The sequence below is a fragment of the Streptomyces sp. NPDC002701 genome (genome assembly GCF_042889045.1).
Lineage (GTDB): Bacteria > Actinomycetota > Actinomycetes > Streptomycetales > Streptomycetaceae > Streptomyces.
The window spans coordinates 347,028-372,367 of record NZ_JBIAQL010000002.1; the positions used below are offsets into that span (position 1 = coordinate 347,028).

Annotated in this window: 24 protein-coding genes and 1 pseudogene; 15 read left to right on the top strand and 10 right to left on the bottom strand. The window is 73.3% G+C overall.

Going from position 1 to position 25,340, the window contains the following annotated elements:
• Positions 1-153: 153 nt before the first annotated feature.
• Both ACFYXC_RS05920 and ACFYXC_RS05925 read right to left on the bottom strand, forming a co-directional pair.
• The gene (locus tag ACFYXC_RS05920) at positions 154-969 is read right to left on the bottom strand and encodes a class I SAM-dependent methyltransferase (protein WP_389547445.1); all 816 of its coding nucleotides are present in this window, start codon (positions 967-969) and stop codon (positions 154-156) included.
• A 118-nt stretch (positions 970-1,087) separates the two neighbouring features.
• Positions 1,088-2,578, bottom strand: a complete 1,491-nt coding sequence (locus tag ACFYXC_RS05925; RefSeq protein WP_388917098.1) for a bifunctional phosphatase PAP2/diacylglycerol kinase family protein — start codon at positions 2,576-2,578, stop codon at positions 1,088-1,090.
• 81 nt (positions 2,579-2,659) lie between these two features.
• Here ACFYXC_RS05925 and ACFYXC_RS05930 point away from each other — a divergent pair, with 81 nt between their 5' ends.
• Both ACFYXC_RS05930 and ACFYXC_RS05935 read left to right on the top strand, forming a co-directional pair.
• Positions 2,660-4,279, top strand: coding sequence for an ABC-F family ATP-binding cassette domain-containing protein (locus ACFYXC_RS05930; RefSeq protein ID WP_388917095.1), 1,620 nt, complete (start codon positions 2,660-2,662; stop codon positions 4,277-4,279).
• 254 nt (positions 4,280-4,533) lie between these two features.
• The gene (locus tag ACFYXC_RS05935) at positions 4,534-4,785 is read left to right on the top strand and encodes a DUF6158 family protein (RefSeq protein ID WP_389547448.1); all 252 of its coding nucleotides are present in this window, start codon (positions 4,534-4,536) and stop codon (positions 4,783-4,785) included.
• A 77-nt stretch (positions 4,786-4,862) separates the two neighbouring features.
• Here the strand turns inward: ACFYXC_RS05935 and ACFYXC_RS05940 are convergent, their stop codons facing one another.
• Positions 4,863-5,420 carry a type 1 glutamine amidotransferase domain-containing protein gene (locus tag ACFYXC_RS05940; protein ID WP_388917089.1) on the bottom strand — a complete coding sequence of 186 codons (558 nt, stop codon included), beginning with the start codon at positions 5,418-5,420 and terminating at the stop codon, positions 4,863-4,865.
• A 380-nt stretch (positions 5,421-5,800) separates the two neighbouring features.
• Here ACFYXC_RS05940 and ACFYXC_RS05945 point away from each other — a divergent pair, with 380 nt between their 5' ends.
• Positions 5,801-6,595 carry an RNA polymerase sigma factor SigF gene (locus ACFYXC_RS05945; protein WP_388917086.1) on the top strand — a complete coding sequence of 265 codons (795 nt, stop codon included), beginning with the start codon at positions 5,801-5,803 and terminating at the stop codon, positions 6,593-6,595.
• A 13-nt stretch (positions 6,596-6,608) separates the two neighbouring features.
• On the opposite strand, the gene ACFYXC_RS05950 is transcribed toward ACFYXC_RS05945, so the two are convergent.
• On the bottom strand, positions 6,609-7,358 hold the full coding sequence (locus tag ACFYXC_RS05950) for an SDR family NAD(P)-dependent oxidoreductase (RefSeq protein ID WP_389547452.1): 750 nt from the start codon (positions 7,356-7,358) through the stop codon (positions 6,609-6,611).
• A 105-nt stretch (positions 7,359-7,463) separates the two neighbouring features.
• On the opposite strand from ACFYXC_RS05950, the gene ACFYXC_RS05955 reads away from it, so the two are divergent.
• The 3 genes from ACFYXC_RS05955 to ACFYXC_RS05965 all read left to right on the top strand — a co-directional run bounded on the left by ACFYXC_RS05955 (position 7,464) and on the right by ACFYXC_RS05965 (position 10,484).
• The gene (locus tag ACFYXC_RS05955; RefSeq protein ID WP_388917080.1) at positions 7,464-8,072 is read left to right on the top strand and encodes a TetR/AcrR family transcriptional regulator; all 609 of its coding nucleotides are present in this window, start codon (positions 7,464-7,466) and stop codon (positions 8,070-8,072) included.
• Positions 8,073-8,297: 225 nt separating this feature from the next.
• On the top strand, positions 8,298-9,119 hold the full coding sequence (locus ACFYXC_RS05960; RefSeq protein WP_388917076.1) for a hypothetical protein: 822 nt from the start codon (positions 8,298-8,300) through the stop codon (positions 9,117-9,119).
• A 126-nt stretch (positions 9,120-9,245) separates the two neighbouring features.
• Positions 9,246-10,484, top strand: a complete 1,239-nt coding sequence (locus tag ACFYXC_RS05965) for an aminotransferase class I/II-fold pyridoxal phosphate-dependent enzyme (protein WP_389547456.1) — start codon at positions 9,246-9,248, stop codon at positions 10,482-10,484.
• Between the two features lie 33 nt (positions 10,485-10,517).
• Here ACFYXC_RS05965 and ACFYXC_RS05970 read toward each other — a convergent pair whose 3' ends face one another.
• Positions 10,518-11,147 carry a DedA family protein gene (locus tag ACFYXC_RS05970; RefSeq protein ID WP_388917070.1) on the bottom strand — a complete coding sequence of 210 codons (630 nt, stop codon included), beginning with the start codon at positions 11,145-11,147 and terminating at the stop codon, positions 10,518-10,520.
• Between the two features lie 68 nt (positions 11,148-11,215).
• Positions 11,216-11,983, bottom strand: a pseudogene (locus ACFYXC_RS05975) (MBL fold metallo-hydrolase); the annotation flags it as partial.
• Between the two features lie 84 nt (positions 11,984-12,067).
• Here ACFYXC_RS05975 and ACFYXC_RS05980 point away from each other — a divergent pair.
• The 4 genes from ACFYXC_RS05980 to dnaK all read left to right on the top strand — a co-directional run bounded on the left by ACFYXC_RS05980 (position 12,068) and on the right by dnaK (position 17,558).
• The gene (locus tag ACFYXC_RS05980) at positions 12,068-12,493 is read left to right on the top strand and encodes a hypothetical protein (protein WP_388917067.1); all 426 of its coding nucleotides are present in this window, start codon (positions 12,068-12,070) and stop codon (positions 12,491-12,493) included.
• Positions 12,494-12,715: 222 nt separating this feature from the next.
• Entirely contained in the window at positions 12,716-14,803 is a 2,088-nt protein-coding gene (locus tag ACFYXC_RS05985; protein ID WP_389547460.1) for an alkaline phosphatase family protein, read from the top strand.
• A gap of 261 nt (positions 14,804-15,064) precedes the next feature.
• Positions 15,065-15,490 carry an OsmC family peroxiredoxin gene (locus ACFYXC_RS05990; RefSeq protein ID WP_388917061.1) on the top strand — a complete coding sequence of 142 codons (426 nt, stop codon included), beginning with the start codon at positions 15,065-15,067 and terminating at the stop codon, positions 15,488-15,490.
• A 160-nt stretch (positions 15,491-15,650) separates the two neighbouring features.
• Entirely contained in the window at positions 15,651-17,558 is a 1,908-nt protein-coding gene (gene dnaK, locus ACFYXC_RS05995) for a molecular chaperone DnaK (RefSeq protein ID WP_389547463.1), read from the top strand.
• A 78-nt stretch (positions 17,559-17,636) separates the two neighbouring features.
• Here the strand turns inward: dnaK and ACFYXC_RS06000 are convergent, their stop codons facing one another.
• Complete coding sequence (locus ACFYXC_RS06000; RefSeq protein WP_388917055.1) at positions 17,637-18,500, bottom strand: helix-turn-helix domain-containing protein; 864 nt, start codon at positions 18,498-18,500, stop codon at positions 17,637-17,639.
• Between the two features lie 232 nt (positions 18,501-18,732).
• Here ACFYXC_RS06000 and ACFYXC_RS06005 point away from each other — a divergent pair, with 232 nt between their 5' ends.
• Positions 18,733-19,152: a hypothetical protein gene (locus ACFYXC_RS06005; RefSeq protein WP_388917052.1), complete on the top strand. Its 420-nt coding sequence runs from the start codon at positions 18,733-18,735 to the stop codon at positions 19,150-19,152.
• A gap of 27 nt (positions 19,153-19,179) precedes the next feature.
• Here ACFYXC_RS06005 and ACFYXC_RS06010 read toward each other — a convergent pair whose 3' ends face one another.
• The gene (locus ACFYXC_RS06010) at positions 19,180-20,049 is read right to left on the bottom strand and encodes a helix-turn-helix domain-containing protein (RefSeq protein WP_389547467.1); all 870 of its coding nucleotides are present in this window, start codon (positions 20,047-20,049) and stop codon (positions 19,180-19,182) included.
• 192 nt (positions 20,050-20,241) lie between these two features.
• On the opposite strand from ACFYXC_RS06010, the gene ACFYXC_RS06015 reads away from it, so the two are divergent.
• Both ACFYXC_RS06015 and ACFYXC_RS06020 read left to right on the top strand, forming a co-directional pair.
• Entirely contained in the window at positions 20,242-20,547 is a 306-nt protein-coding gene (locus ACFYXC_RS06015) for a 4a-hydroxytetrahydrobiopterin dehydratase (protein WP_388917045.1), read from the top strand.
• An 8-nt stretch (positions 20,548-20,555) separates the two neighbouring features.
• Positions 20,556-21,326 carry a class I SAM-dependent methyltransferase gene (locus tag ACFYXC_RS06020; protein ID WP_389547472.1) on the top strand — a complete coding sequence of 257 codons (771 nt, stop codon included), beginning with the start codon at positions 20,556-20,558 and terminating at the stop codon, positions 21,324-21,326.
• On the opposite strand, the gene ACFYXC_RS06025 is transcribed toward ACFYXC_RS06020, so the two are convergent.
• Positions 21,253-21,819: a hypothetical protein gene (locus ACFYXC_RS06025; RefSeq protein ID WP_389547475.1), complete on the bottom strand. Its 567-nt coding sequence runs from the start codon at positions 21,817-21,819 to the stop codon at positions 21,253-21,255. The genes ACFYXC_RS06020 and ACFYXC_RS06025 overlap by 74 nt on opposite strands.
• A complete protein-coding gene (locus ACFYXC_RS06030; RefSeq protein ID WP_388917036.1) occupies positions 21,816-22,295 on the bottom strand; it encodes a hypothetical protein in 480 nt (159 codons plus the stop codon). Before ACFYXC_RS06030 ends, ACFYXC_RS06025 begins: the two co-directional genes overlap by 4 nt.
• 73 nt (positions 22,296-22,368) lie before the next feature.
• Here ACFYXC_RS06030 and ACFYXC_RS06035 point away from each other — a divergent pair, with 73 nt between their 5' ends.
• Both ACFYXC_RS06035 and ACFYXC_RS06040 read left to right on the top strand, forming a co-directional pair.
• The gene (locus ACFYXC_RS06035; protein WP_388917033.1) at positions 22,369-23,322 is read left to right on the top strand and encodes a helix-turn-helix transcriptional regulator; all 954 of its coding nucleotides are present in this window, start codon (positions 22,369-22,371) and stop codon (positions 23,320-23,322) included.
• A 91-nt stretch (positions 23,323-23,413) separates the two neighbouring features.
• The gene (locus ACFYXC_RS06040; protein ID WP_388917030.1) at positions 23,414-25,285 is read left to right on the top strand and encodes a rhamnogalacturonan lyase; all 1,872 of its coding nucleotides are present in this window, start codon (positions 23,414-23,416) and stop codon (positions 25,283-25,285) included.
• Positions 25,286-25,340: the final 55 nt, after the last annotated feature.

The window sequence follows — 25,340 nt, forward strand, 5'->3', positions numbered from 1 at the left end:
CGGGCCGCCGCGCGGCGCCGCGGCCGGCCCGCCCGGCCCGGGGGGGGGGGGGGCCGGGCCCCCCCCCCCCCCCCCCCCACAAAATCGCGGGGGGGGGGGGGGGGGGGCAACCCCCGCGACCAGCCACAGCGTCCCCGCAGACGAGAACGTTGCTCAGGCCGCTTTACGGCACAGGATCTCCGCGTGCAGCACGGAGAACCACGCATCCTCCCGCCGCCCCCACTCCCGCCACGCCCCGGCCACCGCGTCGAGCTGCTCCGCCGTCGCGTGCCCGCCCTCCCTCGCCCGCTCCGCATAGCCGGAGGCGACCGTACGGTCCGCCCACAGCCCGCTCCACCACGCCCGTTCCTCGGCGGTGGAGAAGCACCAGGTGCTGGACGAGGCCGTGATGTCCTCGAAGCCGGCCGCCAGGGCCCAGGACTTGAGGCGCCGCCCGGCATCCGGCTCACCGCCGTTGGCGCGGGCCACCCGCCGGTACAGCCCGAGCCAGTCGTCCATGCCCGGGAGCTGCGGGTACCAGGTCATCGCCGCGTAGTCCGAGTCCCGTACGGCGACGAGACCTCCCGGCTTCGTGACCCGGTACATCTCCCGCAGCGCCCGCACCGGGTCGCCGACGTGCTGCAGCACCTGGTGGGCGTGGACGACGCAGAACGTGTCGTCCGGGTACTCCAGCGCGTGCACGTCCGCGACGGCGAACCCGATGTTCCGCAGACCGCGTCCGGCGGCCGTGGCGCGCGCCTGGTCCAGGATGCCGGGCGCGTGGTCGACGCCGGTGACATGGCCGTCCGGGACCAGCTCGGCCAGATCGGCGGTGATGGTGCCCGGCCCGCAGCCGATGTCCAGGATCCGCATGTGGGGCTCCAGGGAGCCGAGGAGGTAGCCGGCCGAGTTGGCGGCCGTGCGCCAGGTGTGCGAACGCAGCACGGACTCGTGGTGGCCGTGCGTGTAGACGGCGGTCTCCTTCGGCATGGCGGCATCCGTTCACTCGTACCGGACCCCGCGGAGCGCCTCCGCCGGGGTAGGGGTCACGCTACGCCGCCATGTCGAATCATGAGACCCGCGTCTTGGGATATGGACCGGCCGGTGATCAGCGCAGTCGGCTCGGCCGGTAGACCGTCAGCGCCTCGGGCAGCTTCTGCAGCGTCACATCGCCCTCCACGGTGGTGACCTCGCCGTCGAAGGCCAGCAGGGTGCCGGGCTCGACGCCCTGCACCCGGAGGCCGCCGACCCGCACGGCCGCGTGCGCGGGAGAGCGGGTCAGCGGTCCGGCCACGGCCGCGGCGAGGAGACGTACGGCGGGGAAGCGGCCCCCGTGCACGACCCGCACGTCGAGGCGGCCGTCCGCGAGGTCGTAGCGGCGGGCCGGCAGCGGCCCCATCCGGTGGTAGGTGCCGTTTCCGGCGAACAGCAGCCACAACGGCCGCTCGTCGCCGTCGAACTCCGCCCGCAGCGGATGCCGTCCCGCGCGCAGGACGCGCACGGTCGAGACCACCCCGGCCGGCCAGCCGCCGATCCGCTTCGACCAGCGGTCCCGCTCCCGCACCAGCTCCGGATAGACGCCCAGACTGCACGTGTTGAGGAAGTAGCCCTCCTGCTCGCCGGCGGAGAACCGGCCCACGTCCACCCGTACGGCCTCGCCCCCGGTCAGGGCGCGGCTCAGGCCGCGTACGTCCTCCACGCCCAGGTCCTGCGCGAAGTGGTTGAGCGTGCCGCCCGGCAGCACGGCGAGCGGGAGGTCGTGGTGCAGGGCCACCGTGGCGGCCGCGTTGATCGACCCGTCGCCCCCGCACACGCCCAGCACCACGGCGCGGGCCGCCGCCTTCTCCAGCTCCGCCCGCAGGTGGACCGGTTCGCACTCCACGATCTCCGCGAGCGGCAGGGCGTCCTCGACGGCGCGCACCCGGTCCGCGGTACCCGCGGACTTGTTGACCACGAGTACCAGACCCTCCCCGTCCTGCAGAGCGGGCACGTCCGCACGCGAACGCCCCGGCGGCGGCAGCTGGTCGCGCGTCGGCACCAGCGCGCGGACGGCGAAGGCGGTGCCCGCGCCGAACGCCGCCCCGGCGAGCACGTCGCTGGGAAAGTGGGCGCCCGTGTAGACGCGGGAGAGGGCCACCGCGGCGGCCACCGGCGCCACCACCGCGCCGAGCGAACGGGACTCCAGGGCGACACCCGTCGCGAAGGCCGCCGCCGACGCCGAGTGCCCCGAGGGGAACGAGGTGGTGATCGGCTGCCGCTTCAGCTGCCGCATCACCGGCACGGCGTCCAGCTTCGGACGCGGTCGGCGCACGGAGCGCTTGCCGACCGTGTTGATCGTGGCCGAGGCCACGGCGAGCGAGGCGATACCGCGGGCGGCCGCCCGGCGCGCCCGCGGCGAGCGGGTCGCCGCGAGGGCCGCCGCCGCGCCGAACCACAGCACTCCGTGGTTCGCGCTGCGGCTCAGCCGGGGCAGCAGCGGGTCGGCGCCGGGCCAGTGCCGGGTCGCGACCGCCTCGAAGAGGCGGCAGTCCAGGGCCATCAGCCGGCGGAGCAGGGCATGTCCTGCCTCGGTGGCGGTGAGGTCTACGTCTGCGGTCATGCTCCATCGTCTACCCGCGCAGCCCCACGGCTCGCATATCCGTTTGCTCCGCCCCGCGTCCGCCCCGGAGAATGCGCGACCATGGGACATCTCGAAGCCGCGCACCTGGAGTACTACCTTCCCGACGGGAGGGCGCTCCTCGGCGACGTCTCCTTCCGGGTGGGCGAAGGGGCCGCGGTCGCGCTCGTGGGACCGAACGGCGCGGGCAAGACGACCCTGCTGCGGCTGATCTCGGGGGAACTGAAACCGCACGGCGGCACCGTCACCGTGAGCGGCGGACTCGGCGTGATGCGCCAGTTCGTGGGCTCCGTACGGGACGAGACGACCGTGCGCGACCTGCTCGTGTCGGTGGCCCAGCCGCGCATCCGCGAAGCCGCGCAGGCGGTGGACCGCGCCGAGCACGCCATCATGACGGTCGACGACGAGGCCGCCCAGCTCCAGTACGCGCAGGCGCTCTCCGACTGGGCGGAGGTCCGCGGGTACGAGGCCGAGACGCTCTGGGACATGTGCACCACGGCCGCGCTCGGTGTGCCGTACGACACGGCGCAGTTCCGCGAGGTGCGGACCCTGTCGGGCGGCGAGCAGAAACGGCTCGTCCTGGAGGCGCTGCTGCGCGGTACCGACGAGGTGCTGCTCCTCGACGAGCCGGACAACTACCTCGACGTCCCCGGCAAGCGCTGGCTGGAGGAGAGGCTGCGGGAGACCCGCAAGACGGTCCTGTTCGTCTCCCACGACCGGGAGCTGCTCTCCCGGTCCGCCGAGAAGATCGTCAGCGTCGAACCGGGTCCCGCCGGCGCCGACGCCTGGGTGCACGGCGGCGGCTTCGCCACGTACCACGAGGCCCGCCGTGAGCGCTTTGCACGCTTCGAGGAGCTGCGGCGCCGCTGGGACGAGAAGCACGCCCAGCTCAAGAAGCTCGTGCTCAACCTGCGCCAGGCCGCCTCCATCAGCCATGAGCTGGCCTCGCGGTACCAGGCCGCGCAGACCAGGCTGCGCAAGTTCGAGGAGGCCGGGCCGCCGCCCGAGCCGCCGCGAGAGCAGGACATCACGATGCGCCTGCACGGCGGGCGTACCGGCGTACGGGCCGTGACCTGCAAGGCGCTCGAACTCACCGGGCTGATGAAACCCTTCGACCTGGAGGTGTTCTACGGCGAGCGGGTCGCCGTGCTCGGCTCGAACGGTTCGGGCAAGTCGCACTTCCTGCGGCTGCTGGCCGGCGGCGACGTGGCGCACACGGGGGAGTGGAAGCTCGGCGCGCGGGTCGTGGCGGGCCACTTCGCGCAGACCCACGCGCACCCCGAGCTGGTGGGGCGCACCCTGCTCGACATCCTGTGGACCGAGCACTCCCAGGACCGGGGCGCGGCGATGTCGCGGCTGCGGCGGTACGAGCTGACCGCGCAGGCGGAGCAGCGGTTCGACCGGCTGTCGGGCGGGCAGCAGGCGCGCTTCCAGATCCTGCTGCTGGAACTGGAGGGGTCCACGGCGCTGCTCCTCGACGAGCCGACGGACAACCTGGACCTGGAGTCCGCGGAGGCGCTGCAGGAAGGTCTTGAGGCGTACCAGGGGACGGTGCTGGCGGTCACCCACGACCGATGGTTCGCTCGCGCGTTCGATCGGTATCTGGTGTTCGGAAGTGACGGGCGCGTGCGGGAGACGGCGGAGCCGGTGTGGGACGAGCGGCGGGTCGAGCGCATGCGGTAGCGCTCCGCTGGGGTTGGCCGGGATCGGCGGGCCGGCCGGGGTGGGCCGGCCGGGATGGTGGGCTGGTTGGGCGGGGGTTGTGTGGGGGGTGCGGGGTGGTGGGGGCTTGGCGCGCAGTTCCCCGCGCCCCTTAGGGGCTGCCCCCCCCGTGCGGGGGTGTGTCTGTCTGGAGGGGCGCCTTTGGGTGAGATGTTCGTAAGGTGGAGCTGTAGGGCTGGAAGACGCCGACGGACGTGACGATCGGGGTACCAACCATGGCTGGAGTCGACGCGGGTCTCCTGGACGATCAGCAGTTGATGAAAGAGCTGGAGACGATCCACCGCACCCGTCACGACACGCTGCTGCACGGCTCGAACGACGCTCTGAGCGCCCACAACCTCCGGATGGCGGAACTGGAGGGCGAGTACCTGCGGCGCAATCCCCGCCGCACGGTCGCCGAGGGCCGGACACGGGCGGGTGCGCGGGAACGCGACCCCGATCAGCCCGAGCAGCCCGAACAGTCCTAGCGGGCCGGACGGAGGCGGCCCCCGCTCGGTGAGCGGGGGCCGCCTCCGTGAGCTCGCCGTTCGGCGGTGCGCGGGGGTCAGGTCCGGTCCGCGGGCCGCTTGCGCTTCTGGAACTCCGGCACGAACGCCGCACAGAACGCCTTCAGGTCGTCCGGCTTGCGGCTGGTGATGAGCGTCGCGGGCTTCGCCTCGCACACGGACACCTGCTCGTCGACCCAGGTACCGCCCGCGTTGCGGAGGTCCGTCTGCAGGCTCGGCCACGAGGTGAGGGTGCGGCCACGGACCACGTCCGCCTCGATCAGCGTCCACGGGGCGTGACAGATCGCCGCGACCGGACGCCCCTGCTCGAAGAAGTCGCGGATGAACGACACCGCCTGCCCGTCCATGCGCAGCGCGTCCGGATTGGCCACGCCGCCCGGCAGGACCAGGCCGTCGAAGGCGTCGGCCGAGGCATCGCCCACGACCTCCTGCACGGGGAACACGTCCGCCTTGTCGAGATGGTTGAACGCCTGGATCTGCCCCGGCTCCGTCGACAGCAGGACGGGCTCGCCGCCCGCGTCGACGACGGCCTGCCAGGGGTCGGTGAGCTCGATCTGCTCGACGCCCTCCGGCGCCATGAGAAACGCGATACGCATGAAAACTCCGATCCTTCCCTTACGGCTCCGTGCGGGGTCCCGTCACGTCGCCCGCAGTACCCCTGACACGGCGGTCCAAGCATCCGGCGCCGGCTCTCCGGCCGTCACACACGGGCTCCCGGCCGCCGACAGGCCACCGTGTGCGGGCCGTTGCCGGTTCGCACTCGGGGGGACACGGGGACGCCGGACTCCCACCGGTCCGTACGAGTACGCGTGTTTGCCCCGTACGACCCGGGGCAGGCGAACGTTCAGTGCTTCGGACAGGAGGCACGTCCGTGGGAGTGGCCAGGCCCCGCCCACGGGTGTACCCGTCCGGCATCTGGGTGCGCTCCCGCGGTTGACCTTCCGACCGCGGTACGCCCAGAGGGAGTTGCTCCATCATGCGAACCCGAGCGAGCGCCAGGCACCACCCGCACGACGACGCCCCCGACACCGCGGAGGACTTCCGCACGCTCGCCGCCCTGCCGCCGGGCCGGGAGCGCGACGCCCTCCGTGACCGCATCATCGAGGCATGGCTGCCCATGGCCGAGCGGCTGGCCGGCCGGTTCCGCAGCCGCGGGGAGAACTTCGACGACCTGCGGCAGGTCGCGGCGCTCGGCCTGGTCAAGGCCGTCGACCGCTACGACCCCGAGCGCGGCAACGCCTTCGAGAGCTATGCCGTGCCGACCGTCACCGGTGAGATCAAGCGGCACTTCCGCGACCACATGTGGACCCTGCACGTGCCCCGCCGGGTCCAGGACCTGCGCAACCGCGTCCGCTTCGCGCGCCAGGACCTGTCCCAGACCATCCCCGGCCGGCAGCCCACCGTCGCCGAGATCGCCGAATTCGCGCAGATGAGCGAGGAGGACGTACTCACCGGTCTGGGAGCGCTGGAGAGCTTCACGGCGCTCTCGCTCGACGCCGAACTGCCGGGCAGCGACGACGGGTACTCGTTGAGCGACGCGATGGGAGCGGCCGACCCGGCCCTGGACGTCGTGATCGACCGCGAGGCGGTCAAGCCCCGTCTGGAGGCCCTGCCCGAACGCGAACGGACCATCCTCTACATGCGGTTCTTCGGTGACATGACCCAGAGCTGCATCGCCGAGGAGCTCGGGATCTCCCAGATGCACGTCTCCCGGCTGATCAGCCGTTGCTGCGACCGGCTGCGGGAGCAGGTCATGCGCGACGCCGCGTGACGCGGGCCGCCGGTCAGACCTGGATCTCGCCGCCGTCCACGTAGAGGTTCGCCCCGAGGACGAAACTGCTCTGCGCGGAGGCGAGGAACGCCACCGCGTCGGCGACCTCGTCCGGGCGCCCGATCCGGCCGAGCGGCACACCCGCGGCGAAGCGCGACCTGACGGCGGCCGGGTCTCCCGTACCGGCCACGGCGTCGAGTCCCGGGGTGTCGATGGTCCCGGGGGAGATCGCGTTGACCCGGACGCCGCGGTCCTTGAGCTCGTTGGCCCAGGTCCGGGCGAAGGACCGGATCGCCGCCTTGGAGGCCGCGTACGCGCCGAACGCCGCGACACCGTCGTCGGCACGCACCGAGGAGTTCAGGATCACCGACGCGCCGTCGTTGAGCAGCGGCAGCGCCTTCTGCACCGTGAACAGGGTGCCCCGGACGTTGACACCGAAGATCTCGTCGACGTGCTTCTCGGTGACCTGCTCCAGCGTCGCGAACGACGCGGCGGCGGCGTTCGCGAAGAGCACGTCGAGGCCCCGGCCACGGGCGCGGACCGCGTCGTACAGCCGGTCCAGGTCGGCCAGGTCCGTGATGTCACCCGCCACGGCGGTGGCCAGGGCCGGGCCGATGGTGCGGACGGCCGTGTCCAGCTCGGCCGCGCGCCGGCCGGTGACGAACACGTGCGCGCCCTCGGCGGCCAGCCGCACGGCGGTGGCCAGTCCGATCCCGGTGCCGCCGCCGGTGATGACGGCGGTCTTGCCTTCGAGCTGTCCCATGGTCGTGGCCTCCACAAACTTCCGTACCAATCGGTACTGATCGATGTCGAGGGAGACCGTAACACCTTCCGCATCGACCGGTACAGAAGAGGTATCATCGACCGCATGGAGACGCGCGGGAAGGCACCCATCGGCCGGCCGAGAGGCTTCGACATCGACGAGGCGCTCGAACGCGCCGTGCGGGTCTTCTGGGAGAAGGGCTACGAGGGCGCCGGCCTCACGGACCTCACCAACGCCATGGGCATCACGCGCACCAGCATGTACGCGGCCTTCGGCAACAAGGAGGAGCTGTTCCGCAAGGCCCTGGCGCGGTACACCGAGGGTCCCGCCTCGTACGCGGACCGGGCCTTGCGGGAGCCGACCGCCCGGCAGGTGGCCGCCGCGTTCCTGAGCGGCTCCGCCCGGGCCACCACCAGCCCCGGCTGCCCCACCGGGTGCCTCGGCGTCCAGGGCGCCCTGGCCGCCGGGGAGGCGGGACGCACCGCCCGTGACGCCCTCGTCGTCTGGCGCGAGGAGGCCGTCGACCTCCTCCGCGAGCGGTTCGGGCGCGCCGTCGACGAGGGCGACCTGCCGCCCGACGCCGATCCGGGGCTGCTCGCCCGCTACCTGATGACCGTGGCGAACGGCATCGCCGTGCAGGCCGCCGGCGGCGCCACCCGCGACGAACTCCAGCACGTGGCCGACATGGCCCTGGCGAGCTGGCCGTCCGCCTGACGGCCGTCCGCGCGTGCGCCCGGTCACCCGCCCGGCCGTCCGCTCGGACGGCACCCGCCGGGTCACCCGCCCGGCCGTCCGTGTGGCACGAATGGTGTCCGGCCGCGCGCGCCCCGGCCGGGGGCGGGCTGTGATGGGCTGCGGGGCATGCCGGTCGTGCCCCGCCCCCGCCGCCGCACCCGGGTGCGGGGGGCTCCAGCCGACGGCCGAAGGAGACCGAGCCCCATGCCGCTGAGCCGTACCGCTCGCGCACTGTCCGCCACCGCCCTCACCACCGTCGCACTCGGCACCGCCGCCGCGGCCGCCACCGCGAACTCGGAGGCCGAGGTCAGCCCGCGCTCCGTGGCCCCCGGCGGCACCGTCACCGTCTCCGTCCGCTGCGCACCGTCCGGCGGGCCCCCGCCCGCGGCCGTCGACGCCACCTCGCGGGCCTTCGAGCACGGCACCGCCCGCCTGCACAGGGCCGGGGCCGGGGAGAACCCGCCGGGTGAGGAGGACCCGGCGGACGGGGACACCCCGGAGGGCCTGGAGGACGCGGAGGGCATGAACGACGCGGAGGACGCGGCGGGCGGGGAGGACCCGGCCGGTATGGAGGACACGGCAGGCATGCGGGACCCGTCGGGCGACGAGGACTCCGTGAGCGACGAGGAACTCGCGGACGACGAGGGCCCGGCCGCCGTGGACGACCCGAAGGGCGACGAGGGCCCGGAGGGCGGCATCACCTACAGCGGCACCGCCCGTATCGCGCCCGCCGCCGACTTCGAGGAGGGCGGAGCCCACGGTGGCGGCAGGACCTCCGAGTGGAGCGCCGACGGCGTCTGCCCGGCGGCGCCCGGCGGCGAGGGCAAGGCGTGGCGCGCGTCCTTCACGGTGTCCCCCGAGGGCTCCCACGGCGACGAGGAGGCCCGGCACGGGGTGCGGGCCGGTGCGGGTGGCGCCTTCAACGACTCCACGATCGCCCTCGTGTCCGGCGGTGTCCTCATCACGGGCGCGCTCGGCGCGGCCGTCCACCGGCTGCGCCACCGGGAGTCGTCCCAGGACGGCTGAGCCGCCGGAGCGGACCATCGGGTGGGAAGACCCCCGGAGCAGGACCGGCACCGTGGGGCCGGCACCGTGGGACCAGACCCGTCCGCGGACCGGCAGGTCCGGGGGCCACTGCGCGGAGGTGCACAGATGCGGCGGACCGATCCGCAGGGGCACGGACCCGTCCGTTACGGCCCCGAGCTCCCCGAGCACGGCCTGCCGCTGCCGGCCGGACTCGCCGCCGCCGCGACGGGCGCGCACACCGAGCCGGCCGGCGGGAGCCCCGCGCTCCTGGACGCCGCCCGCGGCTACTGGAGCCGGCGCGGACTGCCCGCCGACCGCGACCGGACCGTCGCGGCGCCCGGCGCCCCCGCCCTGCTGCTCGCGCTGACCGCCGCGCTCGGCGGCGACGTGCTGGTGCCCCGGCCCTGCGCGGCCTGGTGGGCGCCGCAGGCGCGCCTGCTGGGCGGCTCCGTCTTCCCGGTGGCGACGCCCGCCGAGTGCGGGGGGATCCCGGACCCGTACGCGCTGCTGGAGACCGTGCGGCGGGTGCGTACCGAGGGCGGTGACCCGCGGCTGCTCGTCCTGTCCGTGGCCGACGACCCGGCCGCCACCGTCGCGCCGCCCGAAGTGGTGCACGAGACGATCGAGGCCGCCGCGGGCGAGGGTCTGCACGTGGTCAGCGACGAGACCTGGCGCGACACACTGCACGAACCGCACGACACCGTGCTGTTCAGCCCCGCGGAGATGCTGCCGGAGGGGGTCACGGTCCTGACCGACCTCTCCGGTCCCTTCCTCCCGTCCGGCTGGCCCGCCGCGATCGCCCGCTTCCCCGGCAACGCCATGGGCGGCGGGCTGCGCGACCGTGTCCTCGACGTCCTCACCGCACTCGGTGCCAGGATCGCCGCACCGGTCGCCGCGGCAGCCGCGTACGCGCTCGACGAGCCCGACGAGATCACCCACCGCCTCGCCGGGTCCGTACGCGTGCACGCGAGCGTGGCCGGCGCCGTCCACCGGGCCCTCGTCGGGGCGGGGGCCCTCGTCCGGCCCCCGCGGGCCGGGCGTCACCTGTACGCCGACCTCGGTCCGCTGCGGTCCGCGCTCGGCGCGCTCGGTGTCGGCGACGCGCAGGAGCTGGAGGACTTCCTCACCGTCCGCCTCGGCATGCCGGCGCCCGGCGGCCACCGCTTCGGCGACGACCTCGGCGCCCTGCGCGTCCGCCTGGTCACCGGACCGTTCCTCGGTACGACCGACGGCGAGCGCACGGCGTCCCTCCTGGCACCCGAACCGCTGGAACTGCCGCATGTGGCACGCGCGGTGGATCGGCTGGCAGCGGCCCTCGGCGATCTCCGGCACGACGACGCCCGGCGCCGGGAGTCCCCCCGATGACGCGGCAGCCGCCCCCTCGGGGCACGTCGGCGCTCAGCGTGCCGTGGCGCTCCTCAGACGGCGCCACAGGGCCGGGGTCACACTGATCAGCACGGTCAGGACGATCGCGGCGGCCACGCCCTCCCACGGTTCCTCGAACAGGGAGCCCCCGAGGACGCCGATGAGCTGGTACGTCGCCGCCCAGGCGAGGCAGGCCGGGCCGTTCCCGTGGGCGAACCGGCGGACCGGCCACTTCGCCATCAGGCAGGCGAGCATCACCGGGATACGTCCCGCGGGGACCAGCCGGGACAGCACGAGCACCGCGACCCCGTGGTCGGCGAGCTTCTCCTGGGCCTGGGCGAGGCGGTCCTCGGGCGCGCGGTCGCGTATCGCCGCGAGCCAGCGCGAACCGTTCCTCGACCGCATGCCGCGCCGCCCGAGCCAGTACAGCGCTATGTCCCCGAGGAACGCGGCCAGGGCCGCCACCACGAAGACCATCGCCATCGAGAAGGGCGCCGTCTGGTGGACGGCCACCACCGCCGCCGAACTCACCAGCGCCCCGGTCGGGATCACCGGCACCAGCGCACCGATCAGCACCAGCAGGAACAGCGACGGATAGCCGAGCGCCTGCTGGGTGACCTCCGCGGGCACGGTCAGGACCTCGGCGGCGAGCACATGCCTCACCGGGTTTCGCCCTCCCGATCGTCGTCGCCCCGACCGGCCGGCGCGTCCCCAGGTGAAGAGCGGTACCCCGCGATCCGCGGGCGCACACTTTCGCCGTGCTCCAGCCGGTGCACCGTCACGCCGGGCGCACGCTCGGCGGCCAGGCGCACGAACTCGGTTCCCGGGGTGTGGAATTCATGGGGGCGCACGGCGTCCAGTCCGATGGGCCAGTACGTGCCGTAGTGCACCGGCACCGCGCTCCCCGGCCGCAACCGGGCCAGCGCGTCGGCGGCCCGGCCCGCGTCCAGGTGTCCCTCGCCGAGGTGCGGTCCCCAGCCGCCGACCGGGAGCAGCGCCGTGTCGACCGGTCCGACCTCGTCGGCCATCTCGTCGAACAGCCCGGTGTCCCCGGCGAAGTACGTCCGGGACTCGCCCTCGATCACATAGCCGAGGGCGGGAGAGCGGTGCGGGCCGACCGGCAGCCGCCGCCCGTCGTGCCGCGCGGGGACGACCCGTACGGCCAGGTCACCGACGTCCACCCGGTCACCGGGCGCCACTTCGGTGAGGTGCAGCCGGCCGAGCCTGCGCAGCCCCGGCACGGCGCGCCGGGCACCGCGCGGCACCAGCAGGCGGGTGCCGGGGGCGAGCCGGGACAGCGACGGGAGATGCAGATGGTCGGCGTGCAGATGTGAGACGAGTGTCACATCGGCCGCCGCCGCCTCGGGCGGCGGCAACGCGCCCCGGCGCCTGCGCAGATGTGCGAGCCGGCGGGTGAAGAGGGGGTCGGTGAGCACGCGTACGCCCGAGTCCTCCACCGTGCAGGTGGCGTGACCCCACCAAGTGATCTCCACCGGCACTCCTTTGCCTCCTTCGCGCGACTCCCCCCGAGCCTACGGGCAGGAGTAGGGTCGGCGACGAAACCCGGAGGTGAGGGGGACGCCATGGGAGACACACACCGTGCCTCCGGCATGCTTCGCGCGACGACGATCGCCAGCCTGACGCCGTTGGAGGAGCTGGACGACGACCCCTTCCTGGTGGACTCGCGCAGCCAGCACGCCATGTGCGCGCGCTGGGCGGCCGAGCAGGGCTATGTGGTCACCCGGGAACTGCTCCTGCGCGGACTGCGGCCCGACCACTGCGCGCTGTGGGAGGACGCCGAGGCGGGCCTCGTGGATCTGTTCGTCGCGCCGAGCCGCCGGGTCCTGGAGCGGGCGCTCGCCTCGGTCGACGAGTTCACCGCCGAGTGCGCCCGGCGCGGGGTGCGCGTCGAGACGGTCGGGCACGCCGAGCCGTCGTACGACGCCCAGATGAAGGCCAGGGTCCACCGGCGGCTGTCGATGCCCACGGCGGGGTACGACGGGCGCTGAGCGCTCCGCGCGTTCAGCCGGCCCCTGCGGGGTGGCGGGGTCGGCGGTGGGTGGGTGACGGGTCGGTGAGGGCATGCCGCGCAGTTCCCCGCGCCCCTCGGAGGCGCTTCGCGCGCCCCGGGTCGTCGGGTTTGTTCGCCGGTGGGGGGTGTCGCCTGGTGTGGCAGGGTGGGCGCGGGACCGTCGGCAGGAGGGCGGGCGTGGATGTGAGGCGGGCGTGACGTGGGCGGACAACGATGGCGGAGGGTGGGCAGCGCGGTCTGGCGGAGCGTCACCGTATGGGCGGTGTCCACGGTCACGATGCTGGCACTCGCCGGGATCCTGCCCGACTTCAGGATCCAGTCCGTCGACGGCGACAGTGCCACCACCATCGCCGCCACCGCCGCGCTCGGCGCGGGAGCCTTCGGGTTGCTGTCCTCCGTCGTGTGGCCCCTCCTCGTGCGGGCCCTGCTCCTCGTCCCGGCCCTCGTCCTCGGCGTGCTCGTCTTCTTCCTGAACGGCTCGCTCCTGCTCCTGGCCCTGCGCCTGGACCCCTCGGGACAGAGCGAGGCCGCCCCGGAGACCGCCGTGGTGGTCGCCGCGGTGATGTCGGCGGTCGCCTCGGCCACCGGCGGCGCCCTCGCGGTGCGGGACGACGACGCGTACCGGCGCAGGCTGTACCGGCTGTCCGACCGCCGCCGGCGCAGGACACCGCCGGCCGGCACCCTGTCCACCCCCGGCACGGTCTTCCTCCAGCTCGACGGGGTCGGCCACGACGTGCTCGTGGACGCGGTGGGCCGCGGCCTCATGCCCACCGTGGCGGCCTGGCTGGGCCGCGGCGCGGGATCCCGCACCACCCACCGGCTCACCCCCTGGCGCACCGACTGGTCCAGCCAGACCGGCGCCAGCCAGCTCGGCATCCTGCACGGCTCCAACCACGACATCCCCGCCTTCCGCTGGTACGAGAAGGACACCCAGGAGATCGTGGTCTGCAACCGGCCCACCAGCGCCGCGGAACTCCAGCGCCGGGCCGTCGAACGCACCGGCGACAGCGGCCTGCTGAGCCTGGACGGCGCGAGCCGCGGCAACCTCTTCAGCGGCGGCGCCGACCAACTCGCCCTGGTGCTCTCCGTGTCCGCCAGAAGGGGCCGCGAGAACCGCTCCAGGGCGGGCTACTTCGCGTATTTCTCCGACCCCGCCAACGCGGTCCGTACCGCCCTGTCCTTCGTCGCGGACGTCGGCCGTGAGATCGGCGAGTCCACCCGGGCCCGCCTCGGGAAGCGGCGCCCGCGAGTGGGCCGCGGCGGCCTCTACCCGTTCATCCGCGCCTTCGCGACCGTCGTCGAGCGGGACGTCGTCGTCGCGGCGGTCATCGGGGACATGCTCGCCGGACGCGCCTCGGTCTACGCCGACCTGGTCGCCTACGACGAGGTGGCGCACCACTCCGGCCCGCGCAGCAGGGACGCGGAGAGGGTCCTGCAGCGCCTGGACCGCTCGCTGGCCCTGATCGCGCAGGTCGCCGAGCACGCCCCGCGCGCCTACCGCCTGGTCCTGCTCTCCGACCACGGCCAGAGCCCCGGTGAGACGTTCCGCACCCGCTACGGCCTCGGCCTCGGCGAACTGGTCCGGGCCGGCTGCGGCCTGCCCGTGCCCCGCAAGGTGCGGCGTACGCACAGCGGCGCCGAGGCCAGGGCGGCGGTACGGGCCGCGCTGCGCAGGCCGGTCGAGGAGGGCGGCGAACACCACCACCCGGCCGTTCCCGCCTCGGAGCCGCTCGTGCTGGCCTCCGGCAACCTGGGCCTGGTGTCGTTCCCGGACGTGCCGCACCGGATGAGCCGGGAGGAGATCGACGCCCGGCATCCGGCCCTGCTGACCACGCTCGCCAACCATCCAGGCGTCGGGTTCGTGCTCGTGCGCAGCGAGGAGCACGGCGGCCTCGTGCTCGGGGCGCACGGCGCCGCGATCCCCCTGGACGAGCTGGACGAGAACCCCGGCCCGCTCGCCGAGTTCGGTCCGGGCGCCGCCGATGCCGTACGGCGCACGCACGGGTTCCCGCACGTCGCGGACATCATGGTCAACTCCTGGTACGACCCCGAGGAGGGCGAGGTCCTCGCGTTCGAGGAGCAGATCGGCTCGCACGGCGGTCTCGGCGGCGCCCAGGGACGCCCTTTCCTGATGTCGCCGCTCACGTTCTCCGCGCCGGTGCGGGACGGGGAGGAACTGGTCGGCGCCGAGCGGGTGCACCGGGTGCTGCGGAGGTGGCTGCGGGAGTGCGACGGGCCGCAGGTGCCGTTGGCCGGCGCGGCCGTGGACGACGAACGGGTGGCTTGAGCCGCGGAGTTCGGCCGCGGGCCGGTGGGGGCTTGTCGCGCGGTTCCCCGCGCCCCTGAAAGACAAGGGCGCGGGGAACCGCGCGGCCGACTCCCACGCTCGGGTCCGTCGCGGGCACGCCTGCCTGGTCCCGCAGGGCTCGTCCCTGCCGTTCACCGCACGGGGGCCGGTCTTTCGTGTGCGCTGAGCCCGAGCGTGTCCCGAGTGTGATCGGATGGGGACACGGACCCGGAACCGGGACCTCGTCGAAAGGGAATCATCGTGGCAACAACGCGCTCCGCACACACCGTCTGGGAAGGCAACCTGCTCGAGGGCAACGGCGTCGTCACCTTCGACTCCTCCGGCATCGGCGAGCAGCCGGTGTCGTGGCCGTCGCGTGCCGAGCAGGCGAACGGCAAGACCAGCCCGGAGGAGCTGATCGCCGCCGCCCACTCCAGCTGCTTCTCCATGGCGCTCTCGCACGGCCTCGCCGGTGCGGGCACCCCGCCCACCAAGCTCACCACCTCCGCGGACGTCACGTTCCAGCCGGGTGAGGGCATCACGGGCATCCACCTCACGGTGGAGGGCACGGTGCCCGGCCTCGACGACGACGCGTTCGCCGCCGCCGCCGAGGACGCGAAGAAGAACTGCCCGGTCAGCCAGGCGCTGACGGGCACGACGATCACGCTGACGGCGAAGCTCGCCTGACGCCCCGTCCGCCCGCCGATGCCGCGCCCCCGCAAGAGGGCGCGGCATCGTCATGTCCGGCCCGGTCCGGGGTACTCGCCCCATTGACAGGATGGCACTCAAGTTTTGTGATGGAACGCGGTGATGGAACGCGGCAGGCCCGGGTCGGAAGGGGACGGACATGGCACGTGCGGTCGGAATCGATCTCGGTACCACGAACTCGGTGGTGGCCGTACTGGAAGGGGGTGAGCCCACGGTCGTGGCCAACGCCGAGGGCGCGCGCACGACCCCCTCGGTGGTGGCCTTCGCCAAGAACAACGAGGTGCTCGTCGGAGAGGTCGCCAAACGGCAGGCCGTGACGAACATCGAGCGCACGGCGCGCTCCGTCAAACGCCACATGGGCAACCCGAACTGGCGGTTCCCCGACAGCGACAGCGGCACCATCGACGGCACCCGCTACCGCGCGCAGGAACTCTCCGCGCGCGTGCTGCAGAAGCTGAAGCGGGACGCCGAGGCGTATCTCGGCGAGGACGTCACGGACGCCGTGATCACCGTGCCCGCCTACTTCGACGACACCCAGCGCCAGGCCACCAAGGAGGCCGGTGAGATCGCCGGCCTCAACGTCCTGCGGATCATCAACGAGCCGACGGCGGCGGCCCTCGCGTACGGCCTCGACCGCGGCGAGGAGCAGACCGTCCTCGTCTTCGACCTGGGCGGCGGCACCTTCGACGTCTCGCTCCTGGAGATCGGCGACGGCGTCATCGAGGTCAAGGCCACCAACGGCGACACCCAGCTGGGCGGCGACGACTGGGACCAGCGGGTCGTCGAGCACCTCGTCAAACGCTTCAAGGGCCAGTACGGCATCGACCTCGGCCAGGACAAGATGGCGCTGCAACGGCTGCGCGAGGGCGCGGAGAAGGCCAAGATCGAGCTGTCCTCGTCCACCGAGACGACCGTCAACCTGCCCTACATCACCGCCACCGGCGACGGCCCGCTGCACCTCGACGAGAAACTGACGCGCGCCCAGTTCCAGGAGCTCACGGCCGATCTGCTGGAACGCTGCAAGGCGCCCTTCCACCAGGCGGTCAAGGACGCCGGTGTGCAGCTCTCGGCCGTCGACCACGTCATTCTGGTCGGCGGGTCCACCCGGATGCCCGCCGTGACCGAGGTGGTCAGGGAACTCACCGGCAAGGACCCGCACAAGGGCGTCAACCCGGACGAGGTCGTCGCCCTCGGCGCCGCGCTCCAGGCGGGCGTCATCCGCGGTGACGTGAAGGACGTCCTGCTCCTCGACGTCACCCCGCTGTCCCTGGGGATCGAGACCAAGGGCGGCATCATGACCAAGCTCATCGAGCGCAACACCACGATTCCCACCCGGCGTTCGGAGATCTTCACCACCGCCACGGACAACCAGCCGTCCGTCGGCATCCAGGTCTTCCAGGGCGAGCGCGACATCGCCGCCTACAACAAGAAGCTGGGCGTCTTCGACCTCACCGGGCTGCCGCCCGCGCCGCGCGGGGTGCCGCAGATCGAGGTCGCCTTCGACATCGACGCCGACGGGATCATGCACGTCTCGGCGAAGGACCTCGCCACGGGCCGCGAGCAGAAGATGACCGTCACGGGCGGTTCGGCGCTCGCCAAGGACGACATCGACCGCATGATGCGCGAGGCCGAGCAGTACGCCGACGAGGACCGCAAGCGCCGTGAGAGCGCCGAGACCCGCAACCAGGCCGAGCAACTCGTCTACCAGACCGAGAAGTTCGTCCGGGACAACGAGGAGCGGATCCCGGCCGACACGAAGATGGAGGTCGAGTCCGCGATCGCCGAACTGAAGGGGCTCCTGGAGGACCGCGACGGCGCCGACACGAACACCCTGCGCACCGGCGTCGAGAAACTCGCCACCGTCAGCCAGCAGATGGGCCAGGCCATGTACGCCCAGGCCGAGCAGCCGCCCCCGCAGGACGGGGCGGACACCGGGCAGACCTCACCGCCGGACGAGGACGGCGTGGTCGACGCCGAGATCGTCGACGAGGAGCGCCAGGACAAACCCGGCGGGACCGACGGCGGCACGAAGGACGCCCCGGCCTGACAAGACCTGACAAGACACGCCCCCGCCCGTCCCGATCACCGGCGACGCCCGGCCCTCCGGACCCGCGCAGCGCACCGCTCAGAAGTCCGCCCGGCGCTCCAGGATCATTTCCCTGGTGCGCTGGGCGGAGGCCGCGCCGGTCGTCATGTGGTCCAGCACTTCGAGGTGCGCCGCCACCTCCTTGCGGGAGTCCAGGTAGAGCGCCCCGGTCAGGTACTCGGTGTAGACCATGTCCGGCAGCTCGGGCTCCGCGAAACGGAACAGCACGAAGGGCGCGTACGTCCCCGGGTGCGGGCCCGCCGCGAACTCGGCGATCTGCAGCGTGATGTGGTCGTTGTCGACGGTGTCCAGGAGGCGGTCGAGCTGGTCCGCCATCACCTCGGAGCGCATACTGACCGGCCGCTGGAGGACCGTTTCCTCCATGATCACCCAGAGGTGCGGCGGGCGCTCCCCGGTGAGCAGCTTCTGCCGGGCCATCCGCAGGGACACATGACGGTCGATCTCCTCGGGCCCCGTCTGCCCGACCGTGCCCGCCTCCAGGACGGCGCGCGCGTAGTCCTCGGTCTGCAGCAGCCCCGGCACGAAGTGCGGTTCGTAGGACCGGATGATCGAGGCCGAGCCCTCCAGGCTCACATAGAGGCTGAACCAGTCCGGCAGCACGTCGTGGAAGCGCTGCCACCAGCCGGGCTGGTTCGCCTCCTCGACCAGTCGGACGAACGCCGCGCCCTCGTCGTCCGGCACACCGTACGTCGACAGGAGCACCTGGACGTACGGGATCTTCAGCGTGACCTCGGCCATCTCCATCCGGCGGACGGTCGCCGGGGCGACCCGCAGGATCCGTGCGGCCTCGTCCCGCTTCAGCCCGGACCGCTCGCGCAGCTCCTGCAGCCGTCTGCCCAGTACAACCTGCCCCACGGTGGGCGCAGGACGCCTTTCACTCACACCCCACGCCTCCCCTAGCGCCAAGCAATCGCCAGAAGTGTGCCACGTCCGGGGGGCCGGCGGTGCGGGCATGCCCCCGGCTCCCCGCCCGTGTCCTTACCTCCGCGGTAATCGACCGCCCCCGGCGGTGCCCGGCATGGTGGGCCGTGCCGGTTCCCGGGCCGGCGCACTCCGGTCCGGGAACCAGGTCCGCCGACCACTCGGAACCGACCTCGCCGGAGGGTGATCCGCCATGTCCGCAGCCCAGCTCGCCGCCCTTGCCCGCACCACCGAGCCGCACACCATGCTGCGCCGCTTCCTCGCCCTCGACGCGGCGGTGACCGGCGCGAACGGCGTCGCCTACCTGGTCGCGTCCGGCCCGCTGGGCCGCCTGCTCGACGTCGGCTCCGGCCTGCTGCTCGTCCTCGGGGCGCTTCTCACCGTGTACGCGGCCGGCGTCGCCCTGCCGGCCTCGCGCCGGCAGCCGCCCGTCCTCGCCGTACAGGCCGTGATCGGGATCAACCTCGCCTGGACGGTGCTGAGTTTCGTCGCGCTCGCCGGGTGGCTGTCGCCGAGCACCGCCGGCGCGGTGTGGGTGCCGCTGCAGGCGCTGACCGTGGCGGGGTTCGCACTGGTGCAGTACGCGGCACTGCGAGCGGTGCGAAAGAGCTGACCGGGCCCGGTCCCCGCGGACACGGGCTCAGGACATCAGCGCCTGCAGGTACTTGACCGTCGCCGGGTCGGCCGGGAGCAGGGTCTCGATGGCCAGCTCGGCGACCGTCACGTCCATCGGGGTGTTGAACGTGGAGATGGACGAGATGAAGGACAGCACCCGCCCGTCGTGCTCGATCCGCAGCGGCAGCGCGAAGTGCGGGACCGGCTCCGCGGACTCCTCGTCCTGCTGCGGGGAGCCGTGCTCGGGGACCGGGAGCGGGTAGGCCGCCACCTCCTCGTACAGCGCGCGCAGCGGCTCCGAGCGGCGCAGGGCGATGTCCCGTTCCATCTGGTGCAGCAGATGGCCGCGCCACTCGCGCAGGTTGCGGATCCGGGCCGCCAGCCCCTCGGGGTGCAGCGTCAGCCGCATCGCGTTCAGCGGAGGGGCGAGCAGGTGCTCGGGAAGGCTGTCGAGCAGCAGCGCGATGCCCCGGTTGGCGGCGACCACGTTGTAGGTGGCGTCCACCACCAGCGCCGGATACGGCTCGTAGCCCTGGATCAGCCGCTCCACGCCCTCGCGCAGCGCGTCCAGCGCCGGATCGTCCAGCGGGGTCTCCGGATAGTGGGGCGCGTAACCGGCCGCCAGCAGCAGGGAGTTGCGGTCCCGCACCGGTACGTCCAGGTGCTCCGCGAGCCGCAGCACCATCTCCTCGCTCGGCCGGGAGCGGCCCGTCTCGACGAAGCTGATGTGCCGGGCCGACGACCCGGCCCGCAGCGCCAGCTCCAGTTGGCTCACCCGGCGCTGCTCCCGCCAGCCGCGCAGCAGCGGACCGACTCCCTTGCCGACGACGGAGGAACCGCCCGGGGAACCGGGGGACGCGCTGACGGGCCCGGGGGCGGACGCGGCGGTGGCCATGCCCCCGACCGTAGCCGATGCGCGGCCGGTGGGTCGATGAACTTTCACGCGGCCGGATACGGACCTCGTCGCGCCCCCGTGACCCGCCTGACCAGGGACGGGAGAGCCGGTCTGTGGCACGCTGTGGGAATCCGGACACCATGGCCGGACGGCCCGGCTCCCTGACCGGACGTCCTGGAAGGAGCGAGGCACATGCCCCTCGAACCGCTGTCGCAGAAGGACATCGAGGACCGGCTCGCGGAGCTGCCCGGCTGGTCGCTGGACGGAGACCGGATCGCCCGCTCCTACCAGCTGGGCTCGCACTTCGCCGCGGCAGCGCTGGTCGTGCACATCGCCCAGGTGCAGGACGCCCTGGACCACCACTCCGACCTCACCCTCGGGTATCGCACCGTGACCCTCACCGTGCACACCCACAGCGTGGGCGGCGCCGTCACCGAGAAGGATTTCGAGCTGGCCGGCCGGGTCGAGGAGCTCGCCGCCGGGCACGGCGCGAGCTGAGCACGCCGATGTTCGACTACGACGAGGAAGCGGTGCGGTACGACGCGTCCCGGGGCGGCGAACCGCGTGCCGCCGCGGCCGCCGACGCCGTCCTCGGGCTGCTCCCCGCAGGTACGGCCACCCTCCTGGACGTCGCCTGCGGCACCGGCATCGTGACCCGCCGGCTCGCGGCGGCCGGTCTCGACGTGACGGGCGCCGACGCGGCGTGCGGCATGCTGCGCCGGGCCGCCGAACGGGTGCCCGGCCGCGTCGTGCTCGCCGACATCCGCCACCTCCCGTTCCCCGACGCCTCGTTCGACGCCGTCTCGGCGATCTGGCTGCTGCACCTCCTGGACGACGCGGAGCGGGTCGTCGCCGAGGCGGCCCGGGTGCTGCGTCCCGGCGGCGTCCTCGTCACGACCGTCGACAAGGCCGCCTCGCACGACGTGGGCAGCGACATCGACGCCGTGCTGGCGCCGCGCCCCCGCCGCGCCGCCCGCGACCGCTCGGACCTCGTGGCCTCGTACGCCGGCCGGCACGCCCTGCTCCCGGCGGGCCGGGCGAGCTTCCCCGGCCGCGGCCAGGGCCGGACCCCGCTACGGGCCGCGGCCGACGTGCGGCGCGGCTGGTACACCCTGCTGCCGCCGGGCGCGCCCCTCACCGAGCAGCTCGCGGCCCGTCTGGAACAGCTCCCCGGCCAGGATGTCCCGCGCCCCGAACCGGAGTTCAGCCTGCGGTCGTTCCGGAAGCCGGGACAGGGACCGGCCCCGGATTCCGGACCGGGACCGGCCGACGGGTGAACTCCATGACCCAGTTGGTCACCCACGACATTTCACCGCCCGTCTCACCGCCCACCGAGAACGCCTGCTCCCAGCGGGCCGTGCTCGCCGAGATCCCCGACCACACGTACCGCACCCGCACCTCCTCGCCGTCGTGCGTGTCGTCCCCGTGGAACTCGCCGCGCCCGTCGGCGAACCGGCCGGTCACGGGCGGGAGCAGCCGGCCGCTGAGGCTGTTGGACCAGTACAGCGACCACAGCCCGGTCTCCCGGTCGCGCAGCCGCAGGGTCAGCCCCTTCCACCCCTGACCGGGCACGTCCATCTCGTCGAGGTTGCCGCCCCCGTCGAACAGACTCCAGCACCGGCTCGTGCCGGAGAACTCCTCCCAGGCGCTCCCGGCGTCCAGGAAGTCGGCGCGGCGCCGGTGGGCGACGTCCCACTCGCCGTGGAGGAAGGCGAAGTCGCCGGCGACAGCGGCCGGGCCGTCGTCGCGGATGCCGGCCGGGCCGCTCATGCGCGGTCTCCGGTCGTGCCCTCGGGCAGGCGGTCGGCCAGGTAGGCGTCGAGATCGGGGACGTCGGGCGCGAGCATGTGCCGGACCCACGCGTCGCGTTCGTGCAGGAGGGGCGGCAGTTCCCAGACGCATCCGATCCACGGCCGTTCCAGGACGATGAAGTGTGTGGGTTCGCGGTCCGGGCAGCCGAGTACGGGCTGACCCGCCGAAGCGGCCCTGAAGTGCAGGACGTTGTCCCACACCCAGCTGTAGGCGTTGAGGTACGCGCCGTCGTCGCCACCCCGGTGCAGGACGACGAACGTGGCCGGCGGGGTGCCGTCCTCGTCGGGGAGCAGTTTCGGCAGCATCGCGTACGCGGCCTCCTCGACGTCGGGCGCGATGCCCGCCGGGTCGGCGGTGACGTGGTAGCGCTTGATGCGGCGGCCCGCGACCTCGATGGGCGGCGGCACGGTCAGCAGTTTCTCCTTGAAGGCCATGCAGGGGACGCTAGGCCCGCTCCACTGACATCCTCTGTCAGTGGAGCCCGGTGAAGACTGGCATTCTGAGGGGATGAAGTCGGCCCGGCTCGTCTCGATCCTGCTGCTGCTCCAGACCCGGGGGCGGATGACCGCGGCCGATCTCGCGGCGGAGCTGGAGGTCTCGGTGCGTACGGTCTACCGGGACGTCGAGGCGCTGAGCGCCGCGGGCATCCCGTTGTACGGGGACGCGGGGCACGCCGGCGGATACCGGCTCCTCGACGGCTACCGCACCCGCCTGACCGGCCTCACCGCGGGCGAGGCCGAGGCCCTGTTCCTGGCCGGTGTGCCGGGTCCCGCCGCCGAACTGGGACTCGGGCCCCTGCTGGCCACCGCCCAGCTCAAGGTGCGCGCCGCCCTGCCGCGGGAGCTGCGCCGGCACGCCGACCGCATCAGCGGCCGCTTCCACCTGGACGCGCCCGGCTGGTACGCGGACGCCGGCGACGGGGCCGCCCCGTACCTGCCGGCCGTCGCCGACGCCGTCTGGAACGGCAGGGTCCTGCACGTCCTGTACCGCCGCTGGCGCGAGCCGACCGATGTACGGCGCCGCCTCGAACCGTACGGGCTGGTCCTGAAGGCCGGCCGCTGGTACGTGGTGGCGGGCCCGGGCCCGCGGACGTTCCGGGTCGACCAGATCCTGGAACTGACCGCGGCCGACGAGGAGTTCGTACGGCCGGAGGACTTCGACCTCGGCGCGTACTGGGCCGGGTACCAGCGGGACTTCCACGACCGCCTGCGCCGGGCCGAGGCGGTGGTCCGGCTCGCCCCGGGCGTCCGCCTGTCCGGCCCCGCGGGTGACGCGGTGCGCGCCGGCGGCGTGACGGACGCCGCGGGCTGGACGCGGGCCTCGGTGCCCATCGAGTCCGTCGAGCACGCGCACGCCGAGTTCCTGCGCCTGGGCACGGGCATCGAGGTGCTGGAACCGGCCGAACTGCGCGCACGGATGGCGGACACGGTCGCCACACTGGCCCGCAGGTACGGAACGTAGAGAGCGCTTGCCGAGGTGCGGCAACCCGGGTGCCCGCAGTGGCGACTGGGGTGGCAGAACCCGTCTGCCCCTCCCAGGGAGGTACCCCACCGTGCAGCACCCGCAGCGCAGACGCAGCAGGACCCGTCTCCTCCTCTCCACCGTGCTGGCCGGCACCCTCGCCGCCGCCGGACTCACCACGCTCACCGCGCCACCGGCGCGGGCCGCGACCGCCCGCCAGGCCGAGAAGCTCGACCGGGGCGTCGTCAGCGTCCACACCGACGCGGGCAACCTGGTCGGCTGGCGCTGGCTCGGCACCGACCCGGACGGCGTGTCGTTCAACGTCTACCGGGCGGGTACGAAGGTCAACCCGACCCCGGTCACCGGCTCGACGAACTACTTCCACGCCGGCGCGCCCGCCCAGGCCGACTACACGGTCCGCGCGGTCGTGGGCGGCGTCGAGCAGAGCGACTCGGTCAACGCGATCCAGTTCCGCACCGGCTACAAGGACGTCCCCATCACCCCGCCGGCCGGCGGCACGACCCCGGACGGAGTCGCGTACACCTACGAGGCGAACGACGCCTCGGTCGGTGACCTGGACGGTGACGGCGCGCTCGACTTCGTCCTGAAGTGGCAGCCCACCAACGCCAAGGACAACTCCCAGTCCGGCTACACCGGCAACACGGTCCTCGACGGGATCAAGCTCGACGGCACCCGGCTGTGGCGCGTCGACCTCGGGCGCAACATCCGCTCGGGCGCCCACTACACGCAGTTCCAGGTGTACGACTACGACGGCGACGGCAAGGCCGAGGTGGCCGCGAAGACCGCGGACGCCACGGTCGACGGGACGGGCACGGTCATCGGCAGCTCCTCCGCGGACCACCGCAACTCCAGTGGCTACGTCCTGACCGGACCCGAGTACCTGACCATGTTCAACGGCCGGACGGGCAGGGCGATGGGGACCGTGGACTACGTCCCGGCGCGCGGCACGGTCTCGTCGTGGGGCGACTCGTACGGCAACCGTGTGGACCGCTTCCTGGCCGGTACCGCCTATCTGGACGGGGCCCGGCCCTCCCTGATCATGGCGCGCGGCTACTACACGCGCTCGGTGATCGCGGCCTGGGACTGGCGGAACGGGGCGTTCACCCGGCGCTGGACCTTCGACACCAGCGCGTCGACCAACACCGGCAGGGGCTTCGACGGGCAGGGCTCGCACAGCCTGTCGGTCGGGGACGTCGACAACGACGGCAGGGACGAGATCGTCTACGGCTCGATGGCCGTCGACGACAACGGCAACGGCCTGTGGACCGCGCGGACCGGGCACGGCGACGCCCAGCACCTGGGCGACCTCGATCCGGGAACCCCGGGCCTGGAGTACTTCAAGGTCTCCGAATCCACGTCCCAGCCCGCCGAGGTGTACCTGAACCCCGCGAACGGAGCGGTCCGCTGGAAGCTCGCGGCCTGCTGCGACAACGGCAGGGGAGTGGCCGGGGACATCCACGCGGGCAACGACGGCGCGGAGGTCTGGTCGTCCTCCGACACCTCCATCCGTGACGAGGCGGGCGCCGCCAAGGGACGCGAGCCGTCCTCCGCCAACTTCCTGTCCTGGTGGGACGGCGACACCACCCGCGAACTCCTCGACGGCACGCACATCGACAAGTACGGCACGTCCGCCGACACCCGCCTGCTGACGGGCGCCTCGGTCCACTCCAACAACGGCACCAAGGCGACTCCGGCACTCTCGGGCGACCTCTTCGGCGACTGGCGGGAGGAGGTGGTCTGGGCGACCACCGACAACAGGGCGCTGCGCGTCTACTCGACCCCGGCCGAGACGACGACCAGGATCACGACCCTGCTCCACGACACGATGTACCGCACGGGCATCGCCTGGCAGAACACCGCCTACAACCAGCCCCCGCACCCCGGTTTCCACATCGGCGACGGCATGGCGACGGCCCCACGGCCGACCGTCTACACGCCCTAGGACACCGCAGGAGAACGGGCGCACAAGGAGGGCGCGGGCCACTGTGGCCCGCGCC